Annotated in this window: 17 protein-coding genes; 11 read left to right on the top strand and 6 right to left on the bottom strand. The window is 67.8% G+C overall.

The features are described from left to right. Nucleotides 1-19 precede the first annotated feature (19 nt). From ACQPYM_RS16310 to ACQPYM_RS16340, 7 genes are all read left to right on the top strand, one after another. On the top strand, nt 20-1,714 hold the full coding sequence (locus tag ACQPYM_RS16310; RefSeq protein ID WP_433021464.1) for an ABC transporter substrate-binding protein: 1,695 nt from the start codon (nt 20-22) through the stop codon (nt 1,712-1,714). 3 nt (nt 1,715-1,717) lie between these two features. Next, the gene (locus tag ACQPYM_RS16315) at nt 1,718-2,665 is read left to right on the top strand and encodes an ABC transporter permease (protein WP_433021466.1); all 948 of its coding nucleotides are present in this window, start codon (nt 1,718-1,720) and stop codon (nt 2,663-2,665) included. Further along, the gene (locus ACQPYM_RS16320) at nt 2,665-3,648 is read left to right on the top strand and encodes an ABC transporter permease (protein ID WP_360287725.1); all 984 of its coding nucleotides are present in this window, start codon (nt 2,665-2,667) and stop codon (nt 3,646-3,648) included. Before ACQPYM_RS16315 ends, ACQPYM_RS16320 begins: the two co-directional genes overlap by 1 nt. Beyond that, on the top strand, nt 3,645-4,478 hold the full coding sequence (locus ACQPYM_RS16325; protein ID WP_433021468.1) for an ABC transporter ATP-binding protein: 834 nt from the start codon (nt 3,645-3,647) through the stop codon (nt 4,476-4,478). The genes ACQPYM_RS16320 and ACQPYM_RS16325 overlap by 4 nt, the downstream gene beginning before the upstream one ends. Beyond that, a complete protein-coding gene (locus ACQPYM_RS16330; protein WP_433021470.1) occupies nt 4,475-5,317 on the top strand; it encodes an ATP-binding cassette domain-containing protein in 843 nt (280 codons plus the stop codon). The genes ACQPYM_RS16325 and ACQPYM_RS16330 overlap by 4 nt, the downstream gene beginning before the upstream one ends. Beyond that, complete coding sequence (locus ACQPYM_RS16335; RefSeq protein WP_433021472.1) at nt 5,314-6,594, top strand: alpha/beta fold hydrolase; 1,281 nt, start codon at nt 5,314-5,316, stop codon at nt 6,592-6,594. Before ACQPYM_RS16330 ends, ACQPYM_RS16335 begins: the two co-directional genes overlap by 4 nt. Nucleotides 6,595-6,693: 99 nt before the next feature. Further along, nucleotides 6,694-7,383, top strand: coding sequence for a GntR family transcriptional regulator (locus tag ACQPYM_RS16340; protein WP_433021474.1), 690 nt, complete (start codon nt 6,694-6,696; stop codon nt 7,381-7,383). 63 nt (nt 7,384-7,446) lie between these two features. On the opposite strand, the gene ACQPYM_RS16345 is transcribed toward ACQPYM_RS16340, so the two are convergent. The 3 genes from ACQPYM_RS16345 to ACQPYM_RS16355 all read right to left on the bottom strand — a co-directional run bounded on the left by ACQPYM_RS16345 (nt 7,447) and on the right by ACQPYM_RS16355 (nt 10,230). Beyond that, nucleotides 7,447-8,310 (bottom strand): aldo/keto reductase, encoded by an 864-nt coding sequence (locus tag ACQPYM_RS16345; protein ID WP_433021476.1) that lies wholly within the window; start codon nt 8,308-8,310, stop codon nt 7,447-7,449. 70 nt (nt 8,311-8,380) lie between these two features. Continuing rightward, nucleotides 8,381-9,241: a GNAT family N-acetyltransferase gene (locus ACQPYM_RS16350; protein WP_433021478.1), complete on the bottom strand. Its 861-nt coding sequence runs from the start codon at nt 9,239-9,241 to the stop codon at nt 8,381-8,383. 8 nt (nt 9,242-9,249) lie between these two features. After that, a complete protein-coding gene (locus tag ACQPYM_RS16355) occupies nt 9,250-10,230 on the bottom strand; it encodes a carbohydrate kinase family protein (protein WP_433021480.1) in 981 nt (326 codons plus the stop codon). 95 nt (nt 10,231-10,325) lie between these two features. On the opposite strand from ACQPYM_RS16355, the gene ACQPYM_RS16360 reads away from it, so the two are divergent. From ACQPYM_RS16360 to ACQPYM_RS16370, 3 genes are read left to right on the top strand one after another with little or no spacing between them, the layout of a single operon-like run. After that, nucleotides 10,326-10,967, top strand: a complete 642-nt coding sequence (locus tag ACQPYM_RS16360; RefSeq protein ID WP_433021482.1) for an O-methyltransferase — start codon at nt 10,326-10,328, stop codon at nt 10,965-10,967. Between the two features lie 17 nt (nt 10,968-10,984). Continuing rightward, nucleotides 10,985-11,620: an ABC transporter ATP-binding protein gene (locus tag ACQPYM_RS16365; protein ID WP_433023299.1), complete on the top strand. Its 636-nt coding sequence runs from the start codon at nt 10,985-10,987 to the stop codon at nt 11,618-11,620. After that, complete coding sequence (locus ACQPYM_RS16370; protein ID WP_433021484.1) at nt 11,617-13,158, top strand: DUF6297 family protein; 1,542 nt, start codon at nt 11,617-11,619, stop codon at nt 13,156-13,158. Before ACQPYM_RS16365 ends, ACQPYM_RS16370 begins: the two co-directional genes overlap by 4 nt. 3 nt (nt 13,159-13,161) lie before the next feature. Here ACQPYM_RS16370 and ACQPYM_RS16375 read toward each other — a convergent pair whose 3' ends face one another. Continuing rightward, nucleotides 13,162-13,455 carry a pyrophosphatase gene (locus tag ACQPYM_RS16375; RefSeq protein WP_433021486.1) on the bottom strand — a complete coding sequence of 98 codons (294 nt, stop codon included), beginning with the start codon at nt 13,453-13,455 and terminating at the stop codon, nt 13,162-13,164. Nucleotides 13,456-13,517: 62 nt separating this feature from the next. Here ACQPYM_RS16375 and ACQPYM_RS16380 point away from each other — a divergent pair, with 62 nt between their 5' ends. Continuing rightward, nucleotides 13,518-14,423, top strand: a complete 906-nt coding sequence (locus ACQPYM_RS16380; RefSeq protein ID WP_433021488.1) for a hypothetical protein — start codon at nt 13,518-13,520, stop codon at nt 14,421-14,423. Between the two features lie 9 nt (nt 14,424-14,432). Here ACQPYM_RS16380 and ACQPYM_RS16385 read toward each other — a convergent pair whose 3' ends face one another. After that, nucleotides 14,433-16,667, bottom strand: coding sequence for an RICIN domain-containing protein (locus ACQPYM_RS16385; protein ID WP_433021490.1), 2,235 nt, complete (start codon nt 16,665-16,667; stop codon nt 14,433-14,435). 143 nt (nt 16,668-16,810) lie between these two features. Further along, complete coding sequence (locus tag ACQPYM_RS16390) at nt 16,811-17,731, bottom strand: peptidoglycan recognition protein family protein (RefSeq protein WP_433021492.1); 921 nt, start codon at nt 17,729-17,731, stop codon at nt 16,811-16,813. Nucleotides 17,732-17,858 lie beyond the last annotated feature (127 nt).

Consider the following 17,858-nt stretch of genomic DNA (forward strand, 5'->3'; position numbering starts at 1 on the left):
CGAACTGGGAGAAGTGCCGATGAAAAGATCGACGATGCTGGCAGGACTCCTGCTGTCCGGCTCACTCGCACTGACCGCCTGCTCGGGGAACGCGACCGGCGCGGCCAAGAACTCCGCCGGCCCCGGCGGGCCGGCCGCCACCGGCGGGACCGTCCAGGTCCTCGCCAACGCCGGCTTCTCGCACCTCGACCCGGTGCGCGGTTTCGACGGCGGGGTGAACAACTTCTACCGGCTGATCTACCGCACGCTGACCACGCAGGGTGCCGCGCCCGGCGCGGAGGGGACGAAGATCGTGCCCGATCTCGCGACGGACACCGGCAAGCCGAGTGACGGTGGCAAGACCTGGACGTTCACGCTGAAGGACGGCGTGGCCTTCGAGACCGGCGCCCCGATCACCAGCGCGGACGTGAAGTTCGGCGTCTCGCGGGCCTGGGATCCGGAGATCGGCATCGGTTCGCCGTACGCGAAGCAGATCATCGCCGCGCCCGCGAGCTACCAGGGTCCGTACAAGTCGGGCGAGCTGCCGACCATCGAGACGCCGGACGCGAAGACCGTCGTCTTCCGCCTGAAGAAGCCGTACGCCGACTTCGGCAGTGTTGTCGCGCAGAACACCTTCGTCCCGGTCCCGAAGGGCGCCGGCGCCGGTACGTCGCTGGACAGCAAGCCGATCGCGTCCGGTCCGTACAAGGTGGCGGAGTACAAGCCGGGTGCGGCGCTGAAGCTGGTCCGCAACGACAAGTGGGACGTCAAGACCGACTCGGTCCGCGCGGCGAAGCCGGACGGGTTCCAGTGGACCTTCGGGCTGGACGCGGCCACGATCGACGAGCGGATGATCGCCGGCCAGGGCACCGACGCCAACGCCATCGCGGGCACCATCCAGGCCGCCTCGGTGGCCCGGGTGCAGACGCCCCAGCTGAAGCAACGGACGCTGACCGGCCTCGGTGGCTGTACGACGTACATGGGGCTGAACACCACCAAGAAGCCGCTGAACGACCTGAAGGTCCGGCAGGCGATCAACTTCGCCGTGAACAAGCAGACCGTGCGGGACGCGGTCGGCGGTTCGACCCTGGCCGATCTGGCCACCAGCATCCAGCCGCCGACCGTGGTCGGCCGGGTGGACTACGACCCGTACCCGAGTCCGGACGGCAAGGGTGACCTGGAGGCCGCGCGCAAGCTGCTCGCGGAGGCGGGTCTGGCCGACGGGTTCAGCTTCACCCTCGACACCCGCGCCCAGCCGAAGATGCAGGCGATGGCGGTGGCGATCCAGCAGGCCCTGGCGCCGTTGAAGATCACCGTCAAGATCAACATCATCGACACCTCCACGTACTACGAGGTGATCGGTACGCCGTCGCAGCAGCACGACGCGGCGATCACCGGCTGGTGCCCGGACTGGCCGTCCGGTGCGACCTTCCTGCCACCGCTGTTCGACGGCCGCAACATCACCGCCAAGGGCAACGGGAACCTGTCCCAGCTGAACGACCCGGCGGTGAACGCGAAGATCGACGAGATCGCGGCGATGAAGGACGTCAACGCCGCCAACGCGGCGTACGGCGAGCTGGACCAGCAGATCATGAAGCTCGCCCCGATGGTCCCGCTGCTGTACGAGAAGGTGCTGATCGTTGTCGGTAGCAACATCGCCGGCGCCTATCTGCACGACGGGTTCTCCGGTGGCATCGACCTGGTCTCGGTCGGTCTGACGGACGCCGGGAAGTAGCCGATGTCGACGAGCCCGACCCTGCTCGAGGTCGAGGAGCTGGGGGCCACCACCACCGGTGGCCCCCAGGCCCGGCCGATCCTGGCCCGACTCGCCCGCGACAAGGCAGCGCTGCTGTGTCTGGCGTTCCTGCTGGTCGTGGTGCTGATGGCCGCGTTCGCGCCGCTGATCACCAGGCTCAGTGGCTGGGGACCGTACGAGTTCGACTCCAGCGCGATCGACTCCGCACTGGGCGGGGTGCCGCACGGAGCACTCGGCGGGGTCAGCGGCGAGCACTGGTTCGGCGTCGAGCCGCAGAACGGGCGGGACCTGTTCGCCCGGATCGTGTACGGCGCCCGGGTCTCGATCACGATCGCGATCTCGGCCACCGTGCTGACCGGCGTCCTCGGTGTCGTCCTCGGCATGCTGGCCGGCTTCTACCGCGGCTGGGTCGACCAGCTGATCTCGCGGCTGATGGACTTCCTGATGGCGTTCCCGGCGCTGATCTTCATGATCGCGATCCTGTCCTCGCTGCCGGCCGGCAACCGTCCGGTCCTGCTGGTCGTGGTGATCAGCGCGTTCGGCTGGCCGTACCTGGCCCGGGTGATCCGCGGTCAGACGATGACGCTGGCCAACCGGGAGTTCGTCGAGGCGGCCCGCGCGTCCGGGGCGAAGAACCTGGCGCTGGTGTTCCGGGAGATCCTGCCGAACCTGCGCGGCTCGATCATCGTGATGTCGACGCTCGCCGTACCGGGCTACATCGGGACGGAGGCCGGCCTGTCGTTCCTCGGCGTCGGCGTGACGCCGCCGACCGCGTCCTGGGGCCAGATGATCGCGAGCTCGGTGAGCTGGTATTCGGTGGATCCGATGTTCTTCGCCATCCCCGGTGCGTTCCTGTTCCTCACGGTGCTGTCGCTGACGGTGCTCGGCGACAAGATCCGCTCGCTGATCGACGCCGGGGAGGCGGTCTGATGACGCGGTACGTGATCGGCCGGTTGGGCGGCGTCCTGCTGATCCTGCTCGCGGTGTGCCTGTTCACCTATCTGATTTTCTTCAAGCTCTCGCCGGACCCCGCGGTGATGATCTGCGGCAAGACCTGTACGCCGGACCGGATCGACTCGATCCGTACCGTGCTGGGTCTCAACCAGCCGCTGCTGACCCAGTTCTGGGAGTTCCTGCAGGGGATCTTTGCCGGCCGCAACTACGGTACGGCGCACTGCTCGGCTCCTTGTCTCGGGTACAGCTTCCAGACCAACGAGCCCGTCTGGTCGATGATCACCTCGCGGCTCCCGGTGAGCATCACGGTGGCGGTCGGTGCGGCCGTCCTGTGGCTGCTCGCCGGAGTGGTCGGCGGCCTGATCAGCGCGGTCAAGCAGGGCACCTGGTGGGATCGGAGCGCGATGGCCCTGGCCCTGACCGGGGTCAGCGTTCCGAACTACGTGCTCGCGCTCGTTCTGCAGTACGTCCTGGTCGTCAAACTTCAGGTCCTGCCGTTCCCGTCGGCACCGGCGTTCGGTGACAACCCGGCGCTGTGGTTCGAGTCCTACCTGATGCCGTGGACCGTACTGGCGATCGGCTACGCCTGCCTGTACGCCCGGCTGACCCGGGCCAACGTGATCGACACGCTGGCCGAGAACTTCGTCCGGACCGCTCGGGCGAAAGGACTGCATCGCTCGCTGATCCTGCGCAGGCACGCGCTCCGGCCGGCGCTGACGCCGATCACCACGATCTTCGGGATGGACTTCGCCGGGCTGCTCGGCGGCGCGCTGATCACCGAGACGGTCTTCGGCCTGAACGGAATCGGCAAGCTGGCCGCCGACTCGATCGCGAAGAACGACCAGCCGGTGATCATGGCGGTCACCCTGCTGGCCGCCTTCTTCGTTGTCGTCGGCAACGTTGTGGTGGACCTCGTCTACACCGCCCTCGATCCGAGAGTGAGGATCACGACAGCATGAGCGACGCACTGTTCGTGGTGGAGGATCTCACCGTCACGCTGCCCACCAGCCGTGGTCCGGTCGACGTGGTGAAGAACGTCTCGTTCACCGTCGACCGGGACGACACCGTCGGCATCGTCGGCGAATCCGGCTCCGGCAAGTCGATGACCTCACTGGCCGTCCTCGGCCTGCTGCCCCCAGGAGCCCGTACTACGGGGAGCATCCGGCTGGACGGTCAGGAGTTGGTGGGCCGGTCCGAGGCGGAGCTGCGCAGCATCCGCGGCAACGAGATCTCGATGGTCTTCCAGGATCCGCTGTCGGCGCTGAATCCCTACTACACCGTCGGACTACAGATCGAGGAAGGCTATCGGGCGCATCGCGGCGGCTCGCGGCGCGAGGCTCGCCGGGTCGCGATCGAGGCGCTGGGGCGGGTCCACATCCCCGACCCGGGCCGCCGGATCGACCACTACCCGCATCAGTTCTCCGGTGGTCAGCGGCAGCGCATCATGATCGCGATGGCGTTGTGCTGTTCGCCCGCGCTGCTGATCGCGGACGAACCGACCACGGCACTCGACGTGACCGTCCAGGCGCAGATCCTCGAGCTGCTGGCCGAGTTGCAGCGCGAGACCGGTACCGGCCTGATCTTCATCACGCACGACCTGGCGGTGATCAGTTCGATCGCGCGGCGGGTGCTGGTGATGTGTGAGGGCAACGCGGTGGAGTACGGCACGGCCGAGCAGATCTTCTCCGATCCGCAGCACGAGTACACCCGCGCGCTGCTGGACGCAGTACCGCGGATCGACGATCTGGTACCGGCCGTCGAGGCCGCCGCCGGGGAGGTGCCGGCGTGAGTCTGTTGCGGGTCAAGGATGTGACCAAGCAGTTCGTCACTCGGGGCCAAGGCGGGTTGCTGGCGCCCAAGGTGCCGTTCACGGCAGTGGACCGGGTCAGCTTCGACGTCGAGTTGGGGGAGACGCTGGCGATCGTGGGGGAGTCGGGCAGCGGGAAGTCGACCACCGCCCGGATCGCGGCCCGGTTGCTGGATCCGACCAGTGGGACGCTGGAGTTCGAGAATGAGGACATCACCCGTTCGACCGGGAAGCAGTTGGCGCGGTTCCGCAACGACGTCCAGGTGGTGTTTCAGGATCCGTTCTCGTCGCTGAACCCGCGGTACACGGTGGAGCGGATCGTCACGGCGCCGCTGGCCTACCAGGGCATCGCGCCGAAGGGTGGCGGGCGGGCTTTCACCAAGGAGCTGATGGAGCGGGTCGGGCTGAACCCGGACCACTCCTCGCGGTACCCGTCCCAGTTCTCCGGCGGCCAGGCGCAGCGGATCGGTATCGCCCGGGCGCTCGCGGTCGGCCCGAAGCTGGTGATCTGCGACGAGGCGGTGTCGGCGCTGGACGTCTCGATCCAGGCGCAGATCCTGGAGCTGCTGGTCCGGCTGCAACGGGAGAGCGGGTTCAGCTACATCTTCATCGCGCACGATCTGGCCGTCGTCCGGCAGATCGCGCAGCGGGTCGCGGTGATGAACAAGGGCAGAATCGTGGAGCTGGGGTCGCGGGACGAGGTCTTCGACCGGCCCCAGGACGAGTACACCAAGACGCTGCTGGCGGCGGTTCCGCGGATCAACCCGGAATGGGACCGCAAGCGGCGGTTGCGCGAACAGGAACGGATGCGGAGCAGATGACCAGCTACACGATTCCAGGCATGCACGTCCGTGAGCACTCGGTGGAGGTCCCGCTGAACTGGTGGGACGACAGCGATCCACGGCGGATCACGGTCTTCGCCCGCGAACTGGTGGACCCCATGCGGCAGCACGAGGAGTTGCCCTGCCTGCTGTTCCTGCAGGGTGGACCGGGTGGCAAGTCGCCACGGCCGCTCGACCCGTCGGGGTGGATCGGCCAGGCGTTGAAGTCGTACCGAGTGGTGCTGCTCGACCAGCGCGGAACGGGTCGCAGTACGCCGGTCACTGGGCGGCGGATGGAGTCCTTCGCGTCGGCCGAGGAGGCGGCTGACTACCTGGCGTGCTTCCGGGCCGACTCCATCGTGGCCGACGCCGAGCACCTTCGCAGTACCGTGTTCGGCGGCGCGAAGTGGTCGACGCTGGGGCAGAGCTATGGCGGCTTCATCACGCTGGCCTACCTGTCACGGGCTCCTGAGGCGCTGACGGCCTGCTATGTGACCGGCGGGCTTCCCTCGGTGACGCCGAACGCCGCCGAGGTGTACCGGCGGACCTATCCGCGGGTGGAGGCCAAGAACCGGGAGTTCTATGCCCGGTACCCGCACAACGTCGAGCGGGTGGCGGCGATCGCGGACCGGCTCGCGGCCGGCGACGTACGGCTGCCGGACGGCGACCTGCTGACGGTACGGCGGCTCCAGTCGCTCGGGATCGACTTCGGGATGAAGCCCGGTTACGAGCGGATCCACTGGCTGATCGACGAGGCGTTTGCCGGTGACGAGCTGTCCGACACGTTCCTGAGCCAGGTGATGGCGCTCAGCTCGTACGCCGATGGTCCGCTGTTCGCCGCGTTGCAGGAGGCTTGCTATGGGTCGGGGCCGGGTGCGACCGGCTGGGCGGCCGAGCGGGAGCGGGCGGCTCACCCGCAGTTCGCGGAGTCGGCCAGGCCGCTGCTGTTCACCGGCGAGATGATCTACCCCTGGATGTTCGAGGAGATCCGCGTACTGCGTCCGTTCCGGGCCGGCGCGGAGTTGCTGGCGGCTCGCACCGAGTGGAGCGAGCTGTACGACCTGCACCGGCTGGCGGCGAACGACGTACCGGTGGTTGCCGCGGTGTACTTCGACGACATGTACGTCGACTCGGGTCTGCAGCTCGACACTGCCGGGCGGGTCGGGAATGTGCGGCCGTGGGTGACGAACGAGTTCGAGCACGATGGACTGCGGCTGTCCGACCGGGTCTTCGCTCACCTGACCGACATGGTCCGATCCGTCGGTGGCGGAGTCTGACCGGCTCGCCGGAGCCCGGGAGATTCGCTCCCGGGCACGTCATGGCCGACAATATGGCCGTGTCGACCACGAGCGGGGGACTGTGCGGGTGAGCAAGGGATGAGCGCGGATTCGGTCCAGCCGCTGCCGAGCGTTCGCAGGCTCAAGCGGGAGAACCTGCGGGACAGCGTCGCGCACGCCCTGCGAGCCGCCGTCATCTCCGGTGAGATGGAGCCCGGCACCGTGTACTCCGCGCCGATGCTCGGGGCGAAGTTCGGGGTGTCGGCCACGCCGGTGCGCGAGGCGATGCTCGACCTGGTCAAGGAGGGCCTGGTCATCTCGCTGCCCAACAAGGGCTTCCGGGTGACCGAGATGTCGGACGAGGACCTCGACAACGTCACCAAACTGCGGCTGCTGATCGAGCCGCCGACCGTGCGCGACGTCGTACCGCTGATCCCGGCCGGGGACATCCCCCGGTTGCGGGAGCTGGCTGAGGACATCGTGGTCGCGGCCGAGGCGGGCAACCTGGTCGACTACATCGAGGCAGATCGGGTTTTTCACGTCACGCTGCTCGCGTACAGCGGCAACCCTCGGCTGGTGGACGTGGTGTCCGACCTGCGGTCACAGACCAGGCTGCTCGGCCTGACTCCGCTGGTGAAGAGCGGCCGCCTGGTCCAGTCGGCCGCCGAACACCACGAGCTGGTCGACCTGGTGGCCGCCCGCGACGCCGCCGGCGCCGAACAACTCATGCTCCGCCACATCGGCCACGTCCGCGGCCTCTGGGCCGGGCATCCTCAACCGGAGTCCTGAGCCGCCTGGTCGGGGCGCTGGCTGGCTGGCCTTTTAGCGGACCGCTGGCGCCAGCCGTCGGAGTCAGCTGACCGCTGCGGTGAGACGGTTGAACTCGTCGTCGGTGAGCTCGACCTTCGCGGCTGCCACGTTGTCCTCGAGGTGCGCGACCGAGGAGGTGCCGGGGATCGGCAGCATCACGGGGGAGCGCTTGAGCAGCCAGGCGAGTGCAAGCTGTGACGGGCTGGATCCGTGCTCCTTGGCGATCGAGTCGAGCGGCCCGCCGGGTTTCGCGAGGTCACCGGTGGCCAGCGGGAACCACGGGATGAACGCGAGATTGTTCTGCTCGGCGTACTCCAGCACCGGCTCGTCATTGCGCTGACTGAGGTTGTAGAGGTTCTGCACCGACACGATCGGAGCTGTCTTGGTCGCTTCCTCGATCTCCTCGACGCTGACCTGGGACAAGCCGATGTGCCGGATCTTCCCCTCCGCCTGCATCTTCGCCAGCTCACCGACCTGATCGGCCAGCGGAACCTTCGGATCAATCCGGTGCAACTGCAGCAAATCGATCCGCTCCAGCCCCAGATGCCGAAGACTCAACTCAACAGCCTGCCGCAAATACTCCGGCCGCCCCACCGGAGCCCACTTCCCCGGCCCACTCCGGGTAAAGCCCGCCTTGGTGGCGATCACCAGATCATCGGCGTACGGATGCAACGCCTTCTTCAGCAACAAATCCGCAGTAAACGGCCCGTACGCATCAGCCGTATCAATGAAGTTGACCCCCAACTCCACCACCCGCCGCAAAACCCGAACCGCCTCGTCCGGATCCTTCGACTCACCCCAAACCCCAGGCCCAGGCAACTGCATAGTCCCGTACCCAAGCCGCCGAACCGTCAGGTCGCCCCCGATGACAATCTCACCGGCCGCCGCCGCAACCACATCCGTCATGCGATCTCCTCAAATCAACTGGACCTGCACCTCACCGTAGTTCGCCAAGCGCTGCAAGCACGGATGGCGGTCAGTCGGCGCTTCGGCGATAGGACCACAGGCGATCGACCTCGGTGAAGCCGGCCCGGTCGTACATCGCGTTGGCCGCGGTACGGTCGCGCTCCGGATCGTCTGCGGGGGCGTCGTCGTCGACGTACAGGATCACCTGCTCCGCGCCCTGCCGACTCATCAAGTCGAGGGCCGTGCCGAGTAGCTGTCGCCCGAGTCCGCGGCCGCGGGCCGCCGGATCGACGCTGATCCACCGGAGCACTGCAGTCGCCTGGAACGGGGGACCGACGGTGGCCTCGGCCAGCACCTTGCCTCCCTGCCGGATCTCGAGGTGGGTACCGATGCCGTCGTCAGCCGGACCGGCCTGCACGTTCCCGGCAGGGGGGAGGCCATCGAGCGGGAGCGGAGCGCGCAGGTAGCGCCAGAGATCTTCACCGGTGAAGCCTGCCGCGGTCAGCGCGGCGTGGGTCGCTGCCCGGTGCCGTCTCGGTAGACCCTCCAGACCGAGCGACAAGGCTGTGGCGAAGTCGAAGGCGTGAATCGTCCGGTCGCCGAGCCGGCTGATCGCGTGCTGGATCAACGCGCGGGCGATGCTGGGGTCCTCGGCGCAATGCAGCCACAGAATCACGCCGGCGTCGTCGGTGGGACGAGTCGCGGAGGACACCACACCGATCACCTCGCCGCCTGTGGTCTGCGCGACCTCGGTGATCGGTGGGTCGAGTTCCTTCCACCAGTTGCTGTCCACGGTGGAGCGGCCCGCCAGCGCTTCGGCCAGCATCTCGGGAGTGACCGTCGGCTGCCCCGGCAGGCGGTCGGCGTTGATGAGTTGGAGAACCGCAGCTTCGTCGGCGGCTGTGTACCGCCGGACGGCAAGCTCGTTCACCAGCAGATTCAGCCCAGGTTGAGGGTGGAGGCTGCTTTGGTGGCTGCTTCTTCGCCGTACGCCGAGGCGAGGCGGGTGAGGAAGGTGGGGCGGTCGAGGGTGTATTCCTGGGTGCCTACCGTTTCGAGGACGGTGGTGGCCAGCGTGCAGCCGATTTGGGCGGAGGCTTCGTGGTCGAGGCCGGCTACCCGGCCGGTGAGGTAGCCCGCGCGGAAGGCGTCGCCGCCGCCGGTGGGGTCGACCAGGCCGGGGGTGGGTACGGCCGGGACCTTTGCCAGGATTCCGTCGGCGTTCTCGATCACCACGCCGTCGCCGCCGTGGGTGGTGACCCGTACTCCTACCCGGGACAGGATCTCGTCGTGGCTCCAGCCGGTCTTCTGGACCATCAGACCGGACTCGTACTCGTTGCTGAACAGGTACGTCGCGCCGTCGATCAGTTCGCGGATCGGCTCGCCGTCCATCCGGGCCAGCTGCTGCGACGGATCGGCGGCGATCGCGATGCCGTTCGCCTTGGCCAGCTTGGTGTGCCGCAGCATCCCGTCCGGGTCGTCCGCGCCGATCAGCACCAGGTCGATCCCGCCGGTGGCGGCGTGGATCGCGCCGAGGTCGATCTCGCGCGCCTCCGCCATCGCGCCGGTGTAGAAGGAGGCGATCTGGTTGGCGTCGAGGTCCGTCGTACAGGTGAAGCGGGCGGTGTGCACGTTCTCGCAGATGCGGACGTGCGAGATGTCGACGCCGGCGGCGGCCAGCGCGGCGCCGTACTCCGCGAAGTCCGACCCGACCGAGCCGACCAGCAGCGACGGCCGGCCGAGCTGGGCCATCCCGTAGCAGATGTTGGCGGCGACCCCGCCGCGGTGCACGACCAGTTCGTCGACCAGGAACGACAGCGACACCTTGTGCATCTGCTCTTCGAGGAACTGGTCCTTGAAGCGTCCGGGGAAGGTCATCAGGATGTCGGTCGCGATCGATCCGGCGACGGCGATGCGCATACGGAGGTCTCCTCGGAGGGGTGGGTGTCGTGCTCTTGGACAACCCGTAGAGACTACAGGCGAGACAACGACGACATTCAGGATGGCGGGTTTCGATGGGCAATCAGGTTCTGGTCACCGACGAGCTGCACGACTACATGATCGCGCACGGCATGCCGCTGGACGAGGTCGCGAGCGACCTGGTCGAGGAGACCCGCGCGCTCGGTGGCGTGTCGGTGATGCTGACCACCGCGGACCAGGCGGCGCTGCTGACCACGCTGACCCGGCTGGTGTCGGCCCGTCGCGCGGTCGAGATCGGCACCTTCACCGGGTTCTCGGCGCTGGCGATCTCCCGCGGACTGCCGGCCGACGGCGAACTGTTCTGCCTCGACGTCAGTGACGAGTGGACCTCGATCGGCCGCCGGTACTGGGAGCGGGCCGGTGTCGCGGACAAGATCGAGCTGCGGATCGGCGACGCGCACGAATCGGTGGCCAAGCTCGAGGGCGAGTTCGACCTGGCCTTCGTGGACGCCGAGAAGCCGGGCTACATCGACTACTTCGAGCAGCTCGTCCCGAAGATCCGCCCGAACGGCCTGCTGCTGTTCGACAACACGCTGGCCGGCGGCCGGGTGGTCGGCGAGCACGGGGACGACCCGGTCGACCGCAAGGAGTTCAACGCGCACATCGCCGCGGACGAGCGGGTCGACGTGGTCATCCTCGGCATCGGCGACGGACTCACCCTGGTCCGGAAGCGGTGACGAAGGCCGAACCACGGCTGGCGGTACCGCGTCTGTCTGTGATCGGCCTTCGGCACCTGTACGCCGATCGCCCGGTGATCGAGGATCTCACGTTCACGCTGGGGGCCGGCCGGGCGATCGCCCTGGTCGGCCCCAACGGGTCGGGCAAAACGACGGTGCTCAAGTGCATCGTCGGCTCCACCGAGCCGGCCGCCGGTGAGATCCTGCTGGACGGCGCGCCGATCGACGAACGCGCCGAGTCGGTACGCCGGGATGTCGCCTCGCTGCTCGACGACCTCGACTTCTTCCCCGACCTGACCGCCGCCGAGCACCTCGACCTGCTGGCCCGCGCCCACGGCAACGCCGAGCCCGAGGACCTGGTCGACACGGTGCTCGACGACGTCGGCCTGCTGAGTGCGGCGGACCAGCTGCCCGGGTCGTTGTCGTCGGGCCAGCGGCGCCGCCTCGCGCTGGCGACGGCTCTGGTCCGGCCGCGGAAGTTGCTGGTACTCGACGAGCCCGAGGCCCGCCTCGACGCCGAGGGCGTCGCCTGGCTGACCACCAAGCTGGTCGAGGAGAAGAAGACCGGTACGTCGATCCTGTTCGCCAGTCACGACGCGGCGCTGGTGGAGGCCGTCGCGGACGAGACCGTCACCCTGACCCCGCTGCCATGAGTACTGCGGACGGCCCGGTCGTCTTCGATCCGGCTGACTTCGGCGCGATCCCCTCGTCGCGATCGTTGCGCCGCTGGATGCGCAAGGTCGGCCGGGGCAAGGCGGACCGCACGTTCTGGCAGCAGTTCGAGGATGTCTACCTGATCCTCTTCGCCGTGGCCATGGTCGGTGCCACCGGCTCCAGCGTGCTGCTGGACCTCAACGAGAAATCAGCAGCCTGTACCTCGGGGTCGTGTTCCTGGCTGCTCGACACGGTGCCGTACATCCTGGTGCCGCTACTCGTCTCGACCATGCTGCGGGCCCTGTTGAGCATCGGACCCGTGTCAGCTTCCCGTGCTACCGCGTTCTGGTTACTGGCGACACCGGTTGACCGTGCGTCGCTACTGCGACCGTCGTACCGGCTGGTGGTCGTTGTAGCGGCAGTGGTGGGAGCACTGGCGGCGGTGGTGGGCTGGGCGCTCTTCGGCGCCGCCTGGTCGACGGTGGGCGAGGCGGCCGTCCTGACGACGGTCCTGCTGGTCGTCACGGCTTGCGCCACAGTCTGGGCACAACAAACAGCCACCCGCTCCCGCTGGGCTCTACGGATCGCAGATGGTCTCTTGATCCTCGCCGCCGTACCGGCTCTGCTCCTGGCGCTCGGAAGAGGCGGCGGAACTACGGAGACCACACTCGGCCTACAGGCGCTCCCTGCTCAGCAGGCGGGCCTGTCTGCTGAGCAGGTGCGCCTGCTGGCCGTCGGCCTCGTAGGCCTGCTGCTTGCCGTTGTCCTGGCCGTGTTCACCGGCCGCACACTCAGCAAGCTCAGTCGGCAGACGGTGGTGGCTGGTGGTGATCTGCTTCAGGGGCTGGCCGGTGCAGCTATCACCTTGGACGTCAGTCTGCTCGCCGACGTTGTTGCCGGACGCCACTGGCGGATGAAGGGTCGTTTGAAGTCGCGGCGGGGACGAGGCTCCAACGCGGTGGCGCTGATCCACCGGGAGTTCGTCCGCGTGCAGCGCTGGCCGCGTCGGCTGGTGATTGCCTTTGCGCTCCTGGTTGTCCCGTACGCCGTCGCCGGCACCGGGTACGACGTACTGGTGCCCATCGCTGCCGGGTTGGCCGGGTTCGGGGCGGTGCGGCCGTTGATGGACGGGCTGCGCTCGGTTTGCCGGTCTGGTGGGTTGGTGCGGGCGCTTGGGTTCGAACTCCGCGAGTTGCGCGTGATCATGTCCGTAGTACCGGGCGGGTTTGCTGTTCTGTGGGCCACGCTGGCTGAGCCGGCACTCGGGAGTCCGTCGGTGGCGTTCGCCGTTGCGGCCGGGATGCTCACGGGCGCCGTCCGTCAAGCGTCAGCCCGGCCACCGTCGTACAGCGGCCCGCTGGTCGCCTCACCGATGGGAGCCATCCCGCCAGGCCTGTTCTCCACCCCGATGCGCGGTTTTGACCTTCTCCTGATCTGCCTGGCCCCCGTGCTCCTCGGGCTGAGCAGCACCTGGATCGTCGTCATCCCGTCGATCGTCTTGATGATCCTCTTCGCCATCCGCCCCAAACAGGCGTGAGCCTCACTCGTGGGACAGCCACTTCCGTTCGATCTCCCGCGGTACGTCGATGTCGAAGTGGCGGGCGAGCAGCAGGAGTTGGCAGAAGGCGTCCGCGAACTCCAACTGAAAGGCGTCACGGAGCTCCTCGGGCGACTTGCCCTTGGCGCGTGACCGACCGGTCACCTGCAGGTACGCCTGCGTCAGCTCACCGATCTCCTCCTGGAGCTTCAACAGGAACCAGTCGCCGTCCCGCTCGAACCCCACGTGCTCCCCGTACCGCGCCGACAGCTTCTCCAGCCGGTCTGACAACTCCATGATTTCCACCGGCCTACCCAATCACAGCGCTCCGACAGCCCGGGGAGAGTCAGAATGGGGAGATGGACAAGGCTGTGAAGTGGCTGCTGGCTTCTGATGAGCCGGCAGTTCGTGGGATGGTGCGCCGGGACCTGTTGGGCCAGGAGTTCGGCGAGGACGTACTGCGCGGCGCCAAGGTGGAGGCGTTGCTGGCGGCCCCGCCGGAGCGGCGTACGTACCAGAAGTACAAGGGCGCGCACTGGCGGATCGTGTCGCTGGTGGAGCTCGAAGTACCGGCGGGGGAGCCGCGAGCGGTCGCTGCTGCGGATCAGGTGCTGACGGACCGGATGGCCTCGCTGCAGTACAAGGTGCAGATCATCGAAGGGCTGCCGCGACGGTGCGGGTCAATCGAGGGCAACGCGCTGGCTGCCTGCTCCAGGCTCGGGCTAGCCGAGGACCCGCGGGTACAGCGGCTGGCGGAGGGCCTGATCGAGTGGCAGTGGCCTGACGGCGGCTGGAACTGCGACAAGAATCCTGCTGCGCACCGGTCCTCATTCCACGAGACACATGCGGCTGCGTGGGGCTTGCACGAGTACTGGCGGGCTACTGGCGACGAGGCGGCGCGCGAGGCCGCAGTGCGGGCTGGGGAGTTGTTCCTGGAGCACCGGGTGTTCCGGAGCCTCAGCACGGGGGAGGTGATCAACAAGCGATGGCTGCAGCCGAGCTATCCGCCGTACTGGCACTACGACATCCTGCAAGCCCTGCTGGTGTTGTCGCGGCTCGGGCTGATCAAGGACGAGCGAGCCGGCGACGCACTGGACGAGTTGGAGAGCCAGCGGCAGCCGGACGGTCTCTGGCACACCAGGTTGCAGTGGTGGCGTCCTGCTGGGGGGACCAACGCTCAGGAGGTTGTGAACTGGGGGCGCACCGGTCCGAACGAGATGGTCACCCTCAACGCCCTGCGAACCCTGGCGGCCGCAGGGCGTTGAAGGTGTTCCTTAGGGGAAGTTCACGACCGTGGCTTCGTTGCCGGCCGAGTTGGACGGTCCGCCGGTGTTGTTGATGACCCGGTTGATCGTTCCGCGACCGCCGAGGGAGACGGTGATCATGTTGTGGAACTTCACGCCAGGCTTGACCGGTACTTCGAACGCCCGCTCGGCCACGATGCTCGCGTCCGAGGTGAAGACGCAGTAGCTGCCCAGCCCCCACGCCTCATGGGTGGTGACCGAGTCCGCGACCTTGTACGCCGCGTAGCCGCGGGTCGAGCCGTTCATCCAGGCCGCCTGGTTCGGCGGGTCGTACGGCATCTCGTTCTGGTAGAAGTACGTCCGCCCGCCGTTGCCGTTCCAGATCGTCTGGTACTTCTGGTAGTGCTCGACGAACAGCCCGTACGCCGTCACGTCGTTGCCGTTGACAACCAAGCCGGTGTCGGCCGTGTTCACGTTCCAGCCGACCCCGTCGCGGTGGTCACCCCGCCACAGCCAGACGTGGTCGAGGATCACGTTGTTGCTGTTGATCCGCAACGTCTCGGTCGCCTTGCCGACGGCCGAGCCGCCGATCCGGTAGTAGACGTCGTGCAGCGAGGTCGGGTTAGCCGAGTGGTTGGCCGACGAGCCCGCCTGGCCGATCTCCATCAGCAGCGGCGAATTAGTCGGTGCCGCGTCGATCAGCAGACCCGCGAGCTTGACGCCGTCGACATCGGAGACGGTGATGGACTGGGTCCCGTTGGTCGGCATCAGGGTCGCCAGACCGAGACCGAGGACGACGGTGTTCGCGCGGGTGATCCGCAGCGTGTCGCTGAGCTTGAAGACGCCCGGCGTGAACAGCAGGTTCTTGCCGGCGGCAAGTTGTGCGTTGAGAGTCGCCGCGGTGACGCCTGGCCTGGCGATGTAGAACTGGTCGATCGGCAGCGACTCACCGGCCGGGTTGCCCCTCGTCCAGCCCGGGCCGGCCGAGTTCGCCTTGAGTGCCGGGACGAACACCTTGTAGTTGCCTGCGGCATCGATGTACAGATAGGGCTTCTCCCGGATGATCGGGGTCTGCGCGATCTTCGTGTACCCCGGATCCGGGAAGCCGCCGGCGGGAGCGTTCTGGGCTCCGACGAAAACATGGTTCCAGTTCTGGCCGGTCCAGCTACCCCAGTTGGTGTTGCGGGACAGCCATTGCTGCTGGCTGCCGGAGCGGACCTGGCCGTCGACGAGCGTGTCCGCCATGAAGCCACCGCTGGCCCAGCCGCCGTCGTCCAGCGCGAGATTGCCCTTCAAATGCATCCGCCGGTACGCCGATGCCTGGCTGACCGCCCAGCGGTCGAGCCCACCCGGGGGAGTGACGGTCAGCCCTTCGGCGCCGCGCCAGAAGTTGTGCGTCGCGTTCTGCGGCGGGAACCAGTCGGCCTCCACGTGCACGGCGCCGTTGATGTTCACGCTGCCCGGCGTGAGCCCGAGCCCGGCGACCTGGGTGAAGAAGCCGACGTTGGCGCTGACGTTGTAGGTGCCCGGCTTGAAGAGCAGCGCGTACCGCTGTTCGCCGTACTGGTTGGTCTCCTGCTGCCGGAAGACCGAGTCGAGCTTGGCCTGGATGGTGCTCTGCGGCATCGACGGGTCGAAGATCGACACGTTCGGGCCGAGGTCGGGCTGACCCGTCGGCGGGTCGGTCGGGGGAGTGCCGTCCACGGGGTTGATCCTGAACGATTGGGCAGCGGTCCCGTTGCAGGTGTACTGCTGCAGTTGGAGTCCGTCAGCGGTCGAGGCGCCCGGTACGTCGAGGCACTTGCCGCTGTGGCGGTTGACGAGGTGGTAGGCGCCGTCGGCTTCCTCGACCGGCAGCCACTGCTGGTTGAGGCCGTTGCCGTAGGTCCACAGTTGGATCGGTGCGCCGTCGGCGGTCGAGACGTTGGTGACGTCGAGAGCCTGGGCCGCGTTGTTGAGAGCGTTGACCCGGACGTAGCCGTTGCTGGTCGGCTGGAACTGCCACTGCTGGGCGTTGGTGCTGTTGCACGCCTGCTGCTGGACCGCCGTACCGTTCGCTGTCGCGGCGGCGCGCGCATCGACGCATTTGCCGCTGTTCTTGCTCACCACGGTGTTCCAGCCGGTCGGCGAGATCGCGGCGCTCGCGTCGGGCGATGCGGCCACGGTCAGAGCTGTCGCGACCACGGCGGTCACCAGGGCAGCGGCGATCACCGCGAACCGGCGGGCTCGCGGCGGCGGGCGGAGTGGGGCGCCTCCTGGAGTCATTGACTCTCCTCTTGAATTTTTGTGGGGCGGAATGCGCATTCAGACCAGCGCGCTCCCAGGAAAGCCAACTTCCCCACTTAATTCAAGAGTTAGACGAAGTCCCCCGAAGTTTCGGAACCGCTCCCGGTACTCCGCCCGCCGGGTTACCGCTCGGCCTGCGGGGCGGAGGGCACCGCATCGGGGTCTGGGTTCGGCGGCTCTTCCAGATCATCCGGCTCCTCCGGAGTACCGGGCTCCTCGGGCGTACCGTCCTCCGGATTGGCGGGAGTTTCCTCTTCGGGCGGGAGTTCGGGGAAGGGGATCGGCTCTTCGGTCGGGATCTCTGGCTCTGGGTCGACCGGGTCGACCGGCGTGTTCGGTGTGGACTGGGTGGCCAGCGCGATCTGGCGGGACAGTTGCCGGTGCAGCCACAGGGTGTACGCCTGGTTGCTGACGTCGATCTGCCGGGTCAGCGCCTTGTGGACCCACAGGGCGTACGCCTTGTTGCGGGCCTCGATGAAGTTCTTCAGTTCCGTCATTTGAGCAGGCGTCATAGGTGTCTCCGATGAGCTTCTGGGGGTGAAGTCCCCGCGGGCGATCGCGGCGCGGGCTGCGGGTCCTGGGCAGTCGGTGCCGCCGGGGCGGATCGCCGAGTGCGCCACGATCCTGGTACCGCGGGGGAACGACCGGCGGAAGTCGGCGACGACTCCGCGGACCGTCGCCTTCATTGCGCTGGACGGCTGCTCGCCGGTGACGAGCACGAGCAGGATTGCGCCGTACTGCTGGTTGAGGGTGAGATTGCCGTTGGCGCCGGACTGCATCCGCAGGCCGCGTAACACCCAGGCCCGGCCGGCCTGGTCGACGGCGACCTGGTATGCGATGTCGGACCAGCCTCGGCTGTCCATGTGGAACGCCTGCCAGCCGCGCAACGCGGACGCGACCGCGGACTGGCTGTGGATCGGTCTGGTGGACCCCGTCCCGGGCCAGTGGATCGCGACCCCGCTGACCCTGGAGGCGACCAGCCCACCCGGACCAGATCTCGGCGCCCGGGCACCCCACGCCGAACGGGGTAGGTAGACAACCATCGGGGCTCCTTGCATTTGGCGGCGCGAGGCCCACCCCTCCGGCAACAGGGAGTGGCGGGTCCCCTACATGCGGTGATTTCCACCGTACCGTGACTTTCAAACCCCGCACACCCGCGAAGCCCCAGGA

Origin of the sequence: Kribbella sp. CA-294648, from assembly GCF_050943845.1 — a bacterium.
Taxonomy (GTDB): Bacteria; Actinomycetota; Actinomycetes; order Propionibacteriales; family Kribbellaceae; genus Kribbella.

Excerpts from the sequence above, each read along its gene's own strand:
- ACQPYM_RS16310 (WP_433021464.1), top strand. The coding sequence starts at position 20 with ATGAAAAGATCGACGATGCTGGCAGGACTCCTGCTGTCCGGCTCACTC.
- ACQPYM_RS16315 (WP_433021466.1), top strand. The coding sequence starts at position 1,718 with ATGTCGACGAGCCCGACCCTGCTCGAGGTCGAGGAGCTGGGGGCCACC.
- ACQPYM_RS16320 (WP_360287725.1), top strand. The coding sequence starts at position 2,665 with ATGACGCGGTACGTGATCGGCCGGTTGGGCGGCGTCCTGCTGATCCTG.
- ACQPYM_RS16325 (WP_433021468.1), top strand. The coding sequence starts at position 3,645 with ATGAGCGACGCACTGTTCGTGGTGGAGGATCTCACCGTCACGCTGCCC.
- ACQPYM_RS16335 (WP_433021472.1), top strand. The coding sequence starts at position 5,314 with ATGACCAGCTACACGATTCCAGGCATGCACGTCCGTGAGCACTCGGTG.
- ACQPYM_RS16340 (WP_433021474.1), top strand. The coding sequence starts at position 6,694 with ATGAGCGCGGATTCGGTCCAGCCGCTGCCGAGCGTTCGCAGGCTCAAG.
- ACQPYM_RS16345 (WP_433021476.1), bottom strand. The coding sequence starts at position 8,310 with ATGACGGATGTGGTTGCGGCGGCGGCCGGTGAGATTGTCATCGGGGGC.
- ACQPYM_RS16355 (WP_433021480.1), bottom strand. The coding sequence starts at position 10,230 with ATGCGCATCGCCGTCGCCGGATCGATCGCGACCGACATCCTGATGACC.
- ACQPYM_RS16360 (WP_433021482.1), top strand. The coding sequence starts at position 10,326 with ATGGGCAATCAGGTTCTGGTCACCGACGAGCTGCACGACTACATGATC.
- ACQPYM_RS16370 (WP_433021484.1), top strand. The coding sequence starts at position 11,617 with ATGAGTACTGCGGACGGCCCGGTCGTCTTCGATCCGGCTGACTTCGGC.
- ACQPYM_RS16375 (WP_433021486.1), bottom strand. The coding sequence starts at position 13,455 with ATGGAGTTGTCAGACCGGCTGGAGAAGCTGTCGGCGCGGTACGGGGAG.
- ACQPYM_RS16380 (WP_433021488.1), top strand. The coding sequence starts at position 13,518 with ATGGACAAGGCTGTGAAGTGGCTGCTGGCTTCTGATGAGCCGGCAGTT.
- ACQPYM_RS16385 (WP_433021490.1), bottom strand. The coding sequence starts at position 16,667 with ATGACTCCAGGAGGCGCCCCACTCCGCCCGCCGCCGCGAGCCCGCCGG.
- ACQPYM_RS16390 (WP_433021492.1), bottom strand. The coding sequence starts at position 17,731 with ATGGTTGTCTACCTACCCCGTTCGGCGTGGGGTGCCCGGGCGCCGAGA.